The organism is Clostridium pascui, assembly GCF_016908015.1.
GTDB classification, from domain to species: domain Bacteria; phylum Bacillota; class Clostridia; order Clostridiales; family Clostridiaceae; genus Clostridium_AK; species Clostridium_AK pascui.
Window position 1 is genome coordinate 325,753 of record NZ_JAFBDB010000003.1, and the last position, 13,044, is coordinate 338,796.

The window sequence follows — 13,044 nt, forward strand, 5'->3', positions numbered from 1 at the left end:
TTAAACTAGACACACAGCTTTAAATTCATTTAAAAATTCCTGCCTAAATTCTTCTTTCTCTATTTTCTTATTTAATCTATCGATAAACATTTCGTTAGTCCAATTTTTTCTTCGTCCATAGTAATCTCTACAAATAGAATATATCTCTTCAGGAAACTTTAAAATTCCATACAATACTTTTAGCTCTCTACTTTCAATTGGGTTTATGCTCATGTATTCATTTAGTATAACCTTAGCCTTTTCCAAATCAAACGCAAAATTTTTAATTACTTTTAATATAAAATTTGCCAAGTCATGTACTTTTAAATCTATCATAGCATAATCAAAGTCTATGAAGTAAGCCTCGTTATCCTTTATTATTATATTGTGATATGCTAAATCATTATGACATAAAACCTTCTTATCTTCTTCACTACAAAGCTTGTAGTAACAAGAACTTTCAAGTATTTCTATACTCTCTTCAATCTCTTTTATATAAAAATCAACATACTTTAAAAAGTTAATATCAAATTCATTTTTATTTTCATGCATTTCAGCGATCCTTTTGAAAAACTTCATTTCATCTATTCTTCTTTTAAAGTTATCGATAAGTTTTCCATTGTTATCTTTACCTACAAGCTTACACCTAAATCCTTCCGATGCTGAATGCATTTCTGCCAACCCCTGTGCTGCAATAGAGATATCTATGGGATTATTAAAATCACATTCTATTCCCTCTACCAAATCTATTAAGCAATAAACCTGACCCTCAAAATTTATAAAGATTTCTCCATCTTTACTTTCGTGAAAATTCATTACCCTATTAAACTTTTTCTTTATATATTCCAGGCCATTATATATAAATGTTAGCTCTTCCATACTGTAATCTATTTTCTTTAATATTTTGTTTCCTTTATTTGTACTTACAAAAAATACACTTCTAAGTGGATATATATCATATATTTCTATATCAAACTTATTAAATAATTCAGTATCTAGTGCATATCCACAAAGATATAATTTTTCATCATATACTTCCATTAATATCCCCCCTATATTAAGCTATCTCCGTCCTGCCTCATAGCCCTTATCAATTTTTCAAAACATTCTTCTGGGGTTAAATCCTTTTTTCTATATCTAGTACATATTCTTACAAACTCATAAGGATAGGATAGAAGGCCTGCAATAAAACTATAGCTATCGTTCATTAAGGATTCTATGGAACAAAACTCTCTTATAAGCTTTTGATAATCCAACTCATATTTTTTTTTCTTATACTTTCTAAGTAAATAAAAGCAATCTATTTCCACCATATCATAACTACACTTATTTGGACTTTTTATTTGTAAGATGTTATCTTTTGTTAAATTCACAAAATCTTCAATTCCTAAACATATCTCCTTATTCTTCATGCTTCTTCTTATAAGATCCAAGTATCCATTGTCATAAATAGTTTTAATTGATTTCTCTCCTCTTTCTATATAAAATTCTACGTTATTTAAAAGAAGCATTTCAAATTTATTTTCTACCCCTTTTGATTTTAATACTTGTTCTTCTCTTTTTAACTTTTTAAGTCCTACCTTAAAATCTTCTACAAGCTTTCCTATAGTGTTTTCTAACCTATTTTTAAAAATCACTTGCCCCCCTATAGTTCTTTTATGAAATTCATCTATAATCTTCATTTGCTTTATCAAGTTCTCTTCGTTTACAGCTATACCATCATAACTGAATTTATCTACTATATCTATATTTTTATCTTTTAGATATTGCTCAAATGTAACTATAGTCATCATATTATATATTCCACCTCCAGCTCTACTTATAACTTATAGATTTAAATTCATCTACAAAATCTTGCCTATAGTCCTTATCTTCATATATTTTAATAAGCTTATTAATAAAAAATTCCTCTCCCCAAGGTTGTTTTTCCTCATAATATTGTATTCCTAATTGCCAATAAGCTTGAGGAAATTCTATTAAAGCTGCCATAATTGGAATATCATCATTGTCTAATGCATATACACCATTATAAGAGTCTAATATAAGCTTTACATTATCCACATCCCACTTTCCATTTTTCATAACCCTTATAATTAAACTACTTAAATCATGCAGGTGAGTATCTAAAAGACAATAATCAAAATCAATTATATTTATATCTCCACTTTCTTCTATGAGTACATTATGATGAGCATAATCATGATGACAAAAGCCCTTGAGCTTATATTCTGATACCATCTTTGAAAGATATTTAGTATTTGATAGATTCCCTAATGTTTTATCTATTCTTCCCAGTTCTTCTTCCATAGATTCTAAATATAAATTATCAAATTCTGTTCTTTGAGCTTTTGAAAGTATTGTATCTTTAAATTTTAATAAATCTCCTTTTTTCTTTAAAAAATCTCTAGACCAATTAAACCAACCCGTTCTTACTTCCATTTTTTTATCTACTATAAACCCCAAGCTTTTTTTATGAAGATCTGCAAGCTTTGATGCAGCTGCCATAACATCTAAAGGATTACTATAGTTGCATTCTCTTGCGTTTATCCAAGGAGTTAAATATGCAAAATAAGATCCTATTTGTACATACTCACCTCCATCCTTATTTTTTATTATTGTAGGAGTGCTTTTAAATTTTTTATTTTGTAGATGCTTTATAGCTCCAATTACAAATAAAAAACGAGAAAGATTATAATTTATAACCTTCAAACAGTAATCTTCCTCTTCCCCTGATATTTTATATACATTTTTTATCTTTGTCATATCTAATACATCTAAATTATATTTGTCTTTTACAACTTGTTTTACATTGTCTATGTTCATACAGCCTCCTCATAATATGCATACTTATATTTTTATTATATGAATTATATGGCTTTGAGGTGACATACATATAATATAGGTTTATTTTAGATCATAAGGCACATTTTCTCATTTTAATAATATTAATAATATATATACACATAATTTCAATCTATAAGCTTTAACAGGAGGTAGATGTATGAAAATAGCCATTGATGGAAGAGGGATAGGTTGGTATAATGGCACAGGTATAGGAACATATACTGAAAATTTAGTTAAAAATATGATTAACTTAGATAAAGAAAATGAATTTTTTATTTATTGGTGGGGAAAAAACTATGATAAATTTAAAATGGATAATTCTCATATAATACTTAGCTCTAAAAAGCACAAAAGTTTCTTTGAAAAATATTACTTTGGTGAAAATTCAAGAAGAGAAGGTATAGATTTATTTCATGTGCCTCAAAATGGTATAGGCTTGGATGAAAGCATTTCTTGTAAAAAGGTAATCACTATTCATGATTTAATTCCATATATAATGCCCGAAACTGTTGGTGATGGATATTTAAACAAGTTTTTATCTTCTCTGCCAAAGCTTGTAGAATTAAGCGATGGAATACTTACTGTATCCGAATACTCAAAAAAAGACATACTTAGATTTTTTCCCATTGATGAAAGTAAAGTTTATGTTACCCCCTTAGCTGCAGACAAAAAATACACACCTTTAGACAAAGAAAAGTGTAGGCAGGCTCTTGGAAAAATCTATAACATAACTAAACCATTTATATTATATATAGGGGGCTTCAGCCCAAGGAAAAATGTTAACTCTCTTATACTTGCATTTTCAAAAGTATATAAGGATTTGCCCAAGGAGTATTCACTAGTTATTACAGGTGCAAATAAAGACAGCCTAGAAGAGTTATTTAATTTAAGTCAAACCCAAGAGATATCTTCAAGAATAAAGTTTACTGGATTTATACCAGAAGAGCATCTTCCTTGGTTTTATAATGCCTCTGATGTTTTTGTATATCCTTCTTTATATGAAGGTTTCGGACTTCCTCCTCTAGAGGCAATGAGCTGCGGTACTCCTGTTATAACCTCTAATATTTCCTCTATTCCTGAGGTTGTTAAAGATGCAGGAATACTTATAAATCCCTTAAATAGACAAGAATTAGAGGATGCCTTATTAAAAACATTGTCTAATGAAAGTATTTTGAATGAATTAAGTGAAAAAGGATTAAAACAATCAAAGTTATTTTCTTGGCATAATACAGCATTGGCTACATTGGATGCTTATAAAAAAATACTGGGTTCTTAGGATTTAGAACCCAGTATTTTTAAGTTTTTCCTTTATATTTTTTTCAACATCTAAAGTATTTTCTTTTAAGCTTTTCTTTTCTTTCATAATATCATATATATGTTTTTCAAATTCACCTTTTATATAAGGATAGTTAGCACCATACGAATTGTAAAATGATTGCTTTTGCACATTACTTAAAAATTGCCATACCTTATCTGCTCCAAAGTATTCTACAGAGTTTAATACGGCCTTGCTTTGTTGAATATTTAAGTTACATGGAAATATAGAGTATTGCGCAAATAAATCAAGCTGCAATTTTTCATTATCTAATAAGAATTCAAAAAATGCATTAATTAAATTGTTATATTTACTGTTATCTAATGCAATTAGATTATTTCCATTAATGGACACAAACTTATTTCCACCAGCTTCAAAGGAAGGCATAGCCGCAATTTGAAATTTCCCCTTTAGCTCAGGAGCCTTTTCTTCTAATATCTTAAGTTCTTTATAATTTGCAATAAAAGACACTACCTTACCAGATTTTATGGAGTTTAAGGAAAACCTCTGTTTATCATCCTTCAAAATTCCTCTTTTTCTTAACTCTCTTATCAAATTAATTGACTTCATGGATTCAGATGATGATATATACACATTATCCTTTGAGTCTATCAATACCTTATTTAATTGGCTTAAGAACATCTCATAGTAATCAATAGAGTTTCCAGATAAAAAACTATATGATATTTTAGAATCCTTTTTTAGTCTTTCATATTGATTTATGTAATCATCCCAGGTATTTATGTCCTCTATTTTAATTTTATACTTAGAAAATATATCTTTTCTATAAACCATAACATATGGATTGCTTTCTATAGGTACAGCATATATCTTTTCATTAAGAGATATATTATTCAAGGTTTCCTTTTTAAATAGATTCTTACGACTACTTACTATACTAGTTACATTTCCCAAGTCATCCTCATATTTTTTTAGATAGTAAGGAGTGTCCCTATCTTGTATCATAAATATATGAGCCTCATTTTGTAGCTTATCTTCTATATTTAAATCTTTCCCATTAGCTAATTTTATGTTTATAGTAGTTTTAGGATATACCTTTTTAAAAGCTTGTGCTACAAACTTCATGCTAGCTTCATATTCTTCGCTGCACCATATATTTATTACACCCCGTATGTTCTTAGGAGCATTAGATTCACCTATGCTTTTACAAGAAGAAACACTAATAAAAAATATAAGAATTAGAAAAAGTGAACTGAATTTCCTATATCTTTTCATATTTACATCACCTTTTACAACCCTTTTAATTTATAATTTGTTTAACACATTCATTAATACCGCTAAAATTACTTCCTGATTTTTCACTTATTTTTATTAAGTCCACTTCATTCATGCTTCCATTTATTAATATATCCATGCGGTCTACTTCATATCCTTTAGGAATCATGCATTTTATTGTAATCCTTTTAAAAACTTCTTATAAGTCTTCCTTATATCTAAAGTTATCCTCTCCATAGATCATGAATTATATGTCTTTATTCTCCAATTTATTAATAATACTTGCGGAATATCCAGCTCCAAACCCATTATCTATGTTGACTACAGTAACTCCACTTGCACAACTGTTAAGCATACATAAAAGTGCAGATAGTCCATTGAAATTTGCTCCATATCCTACACTTGTTGGAACTGCAATAACTGGTTTATCTACAAGACCACCTATTACACTTGCTAAAGCGCCTTCCATTCCTGCCACTACAATAACTACCTTTGCTCCTCTTATATCATCCAATCTATTAAACAATCGGTGTATCCCGGCAACCCCTACGTCATATATTCTTTTTACTTCATTTCCAAAGGTTTCTGCAGTTATAGCTGCTTCTTCAGACACAGGTATGTCAGAGGTTCCTGCAGTAACTACAGTTATATAGCTTGAGCTCTTTTTTACCTCCGTTTGCATAATTCTTATTATTCTTGCTTCCTTGAAATACTCAGCTTTGTCACATATACGTTTTATTTCTATATACATTTCCTCTGTAGCCCTTGTAGCTAGTATATTATTTTCCCTTGTCATCATAAATTTCACTATGCTTTTCACTTGTTCTACAGTTTTTCCTGCACAGTATATTACCTCTGGGTAACCTACTCTAAGTTCTCTATGATTATCTATGTTTGCAAAGCCTAAGTCCTTAAATGGAAGTTCCTTTAATTTATTTAATGCCTCATCTATCTCTAAATTATCTTCTTTAACCTTTAAAAGAAGTTCTCTTAACTCCCTTTCATTCATTATCCATGCCACCTTTTATATTTACATTCATACTTCCTGTTCTATATCCTTCTAGATCTAATGTCACATATTTGTAACCTACATTCTTTAAACCTTCTATTATACTTTTTCTTACGTCCTTATCTAAAAGGTTATTTATTTGTTCATTATATACTTCTATGCGAGCTAAATCTCCATAGCTTCTTATACGTGAGCCCTTAAACCCAGCTTCAGCTAAGTAATTCTCTCCCTTTTCAATTTTATTAAGCTCTTCTAATTTTATTTCTTCCCCATATGGAATCCTAGATAATAAACAAGCATAAGATGGCTTGTCCCAAGTGATAAGCCCTAATTCTTTAGATATTTCCCTTATGTCCTTTTTAGTAAGTTTACATTCTAATAATGGACTTTTTATATTAAGTTCCTTAAGCGCTCTCATCCCTGGTCTATAATCCTTTGTATCATCTAAATTGCTTCCATCTACTACATAATCTATTCCCATTCTGTTTGAAAATTCTTTTATTTTACTAAACACATGTGTTTTGCATATATAGCACCTATCTTCAGGATTATATTTTATCTCTTCTAGCATAGGAAACTCCAAAAAATAATGTTCTATTTTTAACTCTTTTATTATACTTTCCACTTCTTTTATTTCTCTATCAGGTATATACGGTGCTTTTACAGTTATGGCAATAACATCCTTACCAATTGCATCTTGACAAACCTTTAATAAAAAAGTGCTATCTACTCCTCCAGAAAAGGCAACTACAATTTTTTTAAGAGATTTTACATAGTTTATAAGGTCATCATACTTCTCATTATACAATTTACTCACCCCATACTTTCAATTCTTCTATTTCCATTTTTATATCTTCATATAATCTTATAAAAGGTATACTTCTTTCTAAAGCAATTGCTTTTATATCCTCAAATTCAGGCTTATATTTAACTACATCTCCATCAATATAACATACTTTTACTTTTATTTCTCCATAAGAAGTGCTTATACTTTTTACATCTCTATCTAAGATACTCTTTGCTACCTTGTATCTTCTAAGTCCTATAGTTGTCGTTTCATTAAATAATATATTCCTGATATCTTTTTCTTTTTCTTCTGTATGCAATACAGATAGCTTTATAGCAGGTCTTCCCTTTTTCATAACTATAGGAGTTAAATATGCATCTTGAGCTCCAGCACTTAAAAGCCTATCTATTACATATGGATAAATCTCCGAACTCATATCGTCTATATTACATTCAGTTACAAAACACTGTTTTTTTTTTCTTCCTTTTCAGCAATAAATACTCTAAGTACATTAGGTATCTTATCAAAATTCTTGTATCCTATACCATATCCAACCTTTAATATCTTAAATTCTTCTCTATCCGTAAATTGCTTTACTAAAGATTTTAATATGGCAGCTCCAGTTGGAGTAGTTGCTTCAAAAGGCACACTTCCCTTTCTTATTGGTACATTCTTAAGTATTTCTACTGTAGCTGGCGCAGGTACTGGCAGTACTCCATGAGCGCAATGAACAAATCCACTACCTACCTCTACAGTAGAACAAAATATTTCTTCAATATCTAAGTAATCACAGCATATTGCTGCTCCAACAATATCTATAATAGAATCTGTCGCTCCAACTTCATGAAAATGAACTTCATATAACTCCTTATTATGAACTTTGGCCTCTGCTTCTGCCACTTTCTTAAATATATTTAAACTTAAATCTTTTACTTTCTCTTTAAGATTGCTAGTTTTTATTATATCTTCTATATCCTTTAAATTTCTATGATGATGGTGATTATGTTCATCATGATGGTGATGAGGCCTTAAATCCACATTTACCTTGGTTCCTAATATTCCATTTTTAATTTCTTTAGTTATATTTAATTCATATTCATCATTTATATCAAGTTTTTTGAGTTCTTCTACAAGATATTCCTTAGGAACTCCTAAATCCATCATAGCCGCTAAATTCATATCTCCACTGATTCCAGAAAAGCAATCATAATACAGTATATTCATAAATTTCACCCATCCCTTTATCTATAAAAATTAAGCATTTTAATATATTATAATTTTACCACATTTTACTTATTTAGATACATATGGATTTCCTGAAACAAAAAATCTCCAAGGGTAATGCTTAGCTTCTTCAGCATAATCAATCCCAATTCTAGGGGATTCCTCAATCTGAAATTCTTCTTTGTTTCCTTCTTCTATGTATATCCTATCTCCCAATAAATCCTCACCATTCATGTCTCTATCAATATTAAGAGCCATACATAATTTAGAAGGCCCGCTAGTTAAATTAATTATATCTCTTTTCTTTAGTTCATCATAGTTCTTGTTAAACCTTCTTCTACTCATAATTTCTTTTCCTTGCAAAGGCTCAACAGCTCTTATTAATACTGCCTGAGCTATTCCTTCCTCCCTTGCTACTACATTCATACAATAATAAAGTCCATATATGAAATACACATAAGCAACTCCAGGTTTTCCATACATAACCTCTACTCTTTTGGTTCTACGGCCACCATAGCTGTGAGCAGCCTTATCTTCTAATCCCATATATGCTTCTACTTCTACAATCTTACCTGAAGTTATTATATTATTTTCAACAGTGACTAAGTTTTTTCCTAGGAGCTCCCTTGCTACTTCTAAAGTATCCCTATTATAAAATTCTCTTGACAGCTTCATGCAAAATGTCCTCCTTTAAAGTTTACAGCCTGGTATTAACATACCAGGCTGTAAATTCAACTAAAAATTTTATAAAACATTATTTATTGTTATTTTATCCTTTTCTACACCTAAGTCTATAGTTGAGCCTTCCTTAATACGTTTTTGGAAATAAGCCTCTGTTATTTCATCTTCTAAATATCTTTGAATTGCTCTTCTTAAAGGTCTTGCTCCATATTTTTCATCATATCCCTTTTCAAGAATAAAATCTTTAACATCCTGATTAACCTTTATTTTTATATTCTTTTCGAATAGCTCTTCTTCCACCTCTTTAATCATTAAATCTACTATTCTATATAACTCTTCTTTTGAAAGAGGTTTAAACACTATTGTTTCATCTACCCTATTTAAAAATTCTGGTCTGAAAGTGTCTTTAAGTGCATCTCTTACCTGAACTTCTAAAGCTTCATAATCACCACTACCAAATCCTATTTTGCTTCCCTTAAAATTTGTTCCTGCATTAGATGTCATTATAATTACCGTATTATCAAAGTATACAGTTCTTCCTTGACCATCTGTAAGCCTTCCATCATCCAATATTTGAAGTAACATGTTAAATACATCTGGATGAGCCTTCTCTATTTCATCCAATAGCACTACAGAATAAGGTCTTCTTCTAACTTTTTCTGTAAGCTGGCCACCCTCATCATATCCAACATATCCTGGAGGTGCTCCTATAAGCTTTGACGAAGTATGCTTTTCCATATATTCAGACATATCCACTCTAATTAACGCTTCCTCGCTTCCAAATAATTCAGAAGCCAATGCCTTTACAAGTTCTGTCTTTCCTACCCCTGTAGGCCCTACAAATATAAAAGACGAAGGTTTTTTCTTTTTCTTAAATCCCAATCTATTTCTTCTAATAGACTTTGCCAAAGCATTTACAGCTTCTTCTTGCCCTATTACTCTTTCATGAAGCTTATTTTCTAAATTTAATAATCTTTCTCCTTCGTTTTCCTTTACCTTATGAATCGGAATTTTTGTCCACGCCTCTATAACAGAAGCTATGTCTTCTATAGTTAACTCCGCGCTATTGCACTCCTCTTCAATTCTCTTTAGCTTTTCTTTAATTCTAAACTCTTGTGTTTTATATTCAGCTGCCCTTTCATAATTTCCATTACTAGCTTCTTTTATTATTTCTTGTTGTATTTTTTCAAGTTCTTCCTTTAAAGATTTCACTTCTATAATACCTTTATTTTTTAAGTTTGCTCTAGAGCTAGCCTCATCAATAACATCTATAGCTTTATCAGGAAGATATCTGTCATTTATATATCTTTCAGAAAGTTTTACAGCTTCAATTATAACATCATTACTTATATGAACTTTATGATAATCTTCATAGTATTTCTTTATGCCCATTAGTATTTCTATAGCTTCTTCTATAGTTGGCTCCTCTACAATTACAGGTTGAAATCTTCTTTCAAGTGCTGAATCCTTTTCTATGTGTTTTCTATATTCCTCTAAAGTAGTTGCTCCAATAACTTGTATTTCACCTCGAGCTAGTGCAGGCTTTAATATATTAGCAGCATTTATAGCTCCTCCCTGAGCTTCTCCTGCCCCCATTATATTATGAATTTCATCTATAACTAATATAATATTTCCTTCTTCTTTAGCTTCATCAATTATACTTTTCATTCTTCCTTCGAATTGTCCTCTAAATTGAGTTCCTGCAACTACTGCTGTAAGATCTAATAAATATACCTCTGCATTAAATAGCTTCGCTGGAACTTCCTTCTTAGAGATTCTAACTGCTAATCCCTCTGCTATTGCAGTTTTACCTACACCAGGTTCTCCTATAAGTATAGGATTGTTCTTAGTTCTTCTATTAAGGATTTGAATTACTCTATCTATTTCTGAATTTCTTCCTATTACAGGATCAACCTCACCATTCTTAGCTCTTTCATTAAGATTTATACCATACTTATCTAAGTTATTTCTTTTCTTTTTAAATACATTATTTTTTGTCTTTATATTGCTTTTATTTTCCCCATATTCATAGTCCTTGCTATCTTGAAAACCTCTAAACATATTCTTAATTTCATCATTTTCAGACATATCCTTTGTTTCATTTTTCTCTAAAGATGTTTCATTACTTGTGGTTAAGCTATTTATTATATTATTAAACATATCATTATTAGCAAATTCATTTAAATCTACATTTTCAAGCATACTATTCAATTGCTCTGTATAGCTCTCCATATCATCTGAACTAATTCCTGTAGATTCTAAAAGTTGGTTTAATGCCGGAAGGCCCATCTTTTTAGCACAGTCTATGCAGACTCCCATTATTTGAGGCTTTCCTCCTTCTATTTTAGAAGTAAATATCGTGGCTACATTTTTATGACATATTGAACACAATTTCATAACATCATCTCCATACTCTATAATGTCTTATATCCTATAAGTTCATGTAAATATAGTATATCATAATTAAATATTATTATTTTACAAAATTTATGAATTTATTTTAACCATTATAATAACATAAAATAACTAGCTTTGACAGCTAGTTATTTTTTTATTCCTATCTTTATAACTTCATTTGTCATATCATAATTATCATTTGAAATTAGTTTTTTATTTGTTATTTTACCAGATCTTTTTTCAACAATATACACCTTTACCTTATATCCAATGTGTGGCTTTTGTTCTTGTTTTTTTATTCCTAAATTGAGATTTGAATCTTCTCTATATACAGTTTTAGGTATAGCTTTTTCGTATATTTCATTTATCAAATCATATTTTATACTATTTAAAGAAGAGTTTGAATATATATTAAACTTTACTGTCCCCTTAGAAATTATTCCTTCTATATAAATTGGATATTTTAAAGTATTTTTAAATTTATAATCTATTGCTTCGGAAACTGTTGCATCAAATCCAGGTTGTATATAAAGCGGAGCTAATGTGTGATTACTTCTTTCTAAAGACATAATGTTTAATCTTATTATTGCATTATAAAGTGTAGTAGATACTTGACACACCCCTCCACCGTCACCTTTTTCTAACTTGTTATCTATAATAATTGGTGCTTGTTTGTAGCCCCTTTCTGGTGTTCTTTTACCAACTATTTTATTGAAACTAAAGATTTCTCCTGGCATAAGCAATGTACCACTTATAGCTTTTGTTGCCAATCCTATATTATATACCCTTTCTTCTTCAGTTATGCTATATCTAGTTTCATAAGCTGAAATAATTGCATTCATTATTGAAAGCTCCTCCTTGGTAATATCCGGAAGTATATCTTTAACTTCTGCATTTATAATACTGTTATCTTTATTCTTTATTTCAGTCAAGATATCCTTATGTAGCTTTTCCTTGTTTAATTTTCTTCCGACAATATGGTCATTAATTAGAAGCTTACCCGATTTTACACCTTTTACTGAAGCACTTTTTTCTTTTTGATTTACTTCCTTTTCAATTTTATTCAACAAGTTGATTATTATATCTTTATTGAATGTCTCCGTAGTACTGAATTTTCTCTCCTTAGAACTTTTTATCAACTCTTCTTTTTTTGTTTGACTTAAATCTCTACCATAGGAAAATGCCTTATTTACTATTTCCTTAATATTATTATGACTTTTTAAATCCTTTGTATTTAAAATGTACTTTTTATTGTTAGCATTTATTATTATCTGTTTATCAGGAACTATGATCTTACTCTCCAATATTTTTATGGCTTCTTCCTTTGTCTTTCCTGTCATATCTATATCATTTATAACTACCTTAGGATATACTTTATCATCCACGTGACTTAAAGATGAACATCCCCAAAAACTTATAACAATTAATAAATTTATTATAACTATTATGAGCGATATAAAATTTCTTTTCGTCATCTATCCATCACTCCTTATATTCAGTTTTATATTATACTTAGTATGTGTACTTTTTTAATTCTTATCAAATGAAAATATATACAATTTCATACTTTAA

At 29.5% G+C, this 13,044-nt stretch carries 10 protein-coding genes and 1 pseudogene; 1 reads left to right on the top strand and 10 read right to left on the bottom strand.

Annotated features, from left to right (window positions below):
* From JOC70_RS10300 to JOC70_RS10310, 3 genes are read right to left on the bottom strand one after another with little or no spacing between them, the layout of a single operon-like run.
* The gene (locus JOC70_RS10300) at positions 1 to 1,020 is read right to left on the bottom strand and encodes a CotS family spore coat protein (protein ID WP_204598802.1); all 1,020 of its coding nucleotides are present in this window, start codon (positions 1,018 to 1,020) and stop codon (positions 1 to 3) included.
* 11 nt (positions 1,021 to 1,031) lie between these two features.
* Entirely contained in the window at positions 1,032 to 1,772 is a 741-nt protein-coding gene (locus tag JOC70_RS10305; protein WP_204598803.1) for a spore coat protein, read from the bottom strand.
* Between the two features lie 22 nt (positions 1,773 to 1,794).
* Positions 1,795 to 2,802, bottom strand: a complete 1,008-nt coding sequence (locus JOC70_RS10310; protein ID WP_204598804.1) for a CotS family spore coat protein — start codon at positions 2,800 to 2,802, stop codon at positions 1,795 to 1,797.
* Positions 2,803 to 2,980: 178 nt separating this feature from the next.
* On the opposite strand from JOC70_RS10310, the gene JOC70_RS10315 reads away from it, so the two are divergent.
* Positions 2,981 to 4,099, top strand: a complete 1,119-nt coding sequence (locus JOC70_RS10315) for a glycosyltransferase family 4 protein (RefSeq protein ID WP_204598805.1) — start codon at positions 2,981 to 2,983, stop codon at positions 4,097 to 4,099.
* A 3-nt stretch (positions 4,100 to 4,102) separates the two neighbouring features.
* Here the strand turns inward: JOC70_RS10315 and JOC70_RS10320 are convergent, their stop codons facing one another.
* The 7 genes and pseudogenes from JOC70_RS10320 to JOC70_RS10350 form a co-directional block, all read right to left on the bottom strand.
* On the bottom strand, positions 4,103 to 5,374 hold the full coding sequence (locus JOC70_RS10320) for an ABC transporter substrate-binding protein (protein WP_204598806.1): 1,272 nt from the start codon (positions 5,372 to 5,374) through the stop codon (positions 4,103 to 4,105).
* Between the two features lie 247 nt (positions 5,375 to 5,621).
* Positions 5,622 to 6,383: a nickel pincer cofactor biosynthesis protein LarB gene (gene larB, locus JOC70_RS10325; RefSeq protein ID WP_204598807.1), complete on the bottom strand. Its 762-nt coding sequence runs from the start codon at positions 6,381 to 6,383 to the stop codon at positions 5,622 to 5,624.
* Positions 6,376 to 7,191 (bottom strand): ATP-dependent sacrificial sulfur transferase LarE, encoded by an 816-nt coding sequence (gene larE / locus JOC70_RS10330; RefSeq protein ID WP_204598808.1) that lies wholly within the window; start codon positions 7,189 to 7,191, stop codon positions 6,376 to 6,378. Before larE ends, larB begins: the two co-directional genes overlap by 8 nt.
* A 1-nt stretch (position 7,192) precedes the next feature.
* Positions 7,193 to 8,394 (bottom strand): annotated as a pseudogene (gene larC, locus JOC70_RS10335) (nickel pincer cofactor biosynthesis protein LarC).
* A gap of 69 nt (positions 8,395 to 8,463) precedes the next feature.
* On the bottom strand, positions 8,464 to 9,069 hold the full coding sequence (locus JOC70_RS10340) for a DNA-3-methyladenine glycosylase (protein ID WP_204598809.1): 606 nt from the start codon (positions 9,067 to 9,069) through the stop codon (positions 8,464 to 8,466).
* Between the two features lie 69 nt (positions 9,070 to 9,138).
* Positions 9,139 to 11,472 carry an ATP-dependent Clp protease ATP-binding subunit gene (locus tag JOC70_RS10345; protein WP_204598810.1) on the bottom strand — a complete coding sequence of 778 codons (2,334 nt, stop codon included), beginning with the start codon at positions 11,470 to 11,472 and terminating at the stop codon, positions 9,139 to 9,141.
* A gap of 146 nt (positions 11,473 to 11,618) precedes the next feature.
* A complete protein-coding gene (locus JOC70_RS10350) occupies positions 11,619 to 12,947 on the bottom strand; it encodes a VanW family protein (protein ID WP_204598811.1) in 1,329 nt (442 codons plus the stop codon).
* Positions 12,948 to 13,044: the final 97 nt, after the last annotated feature.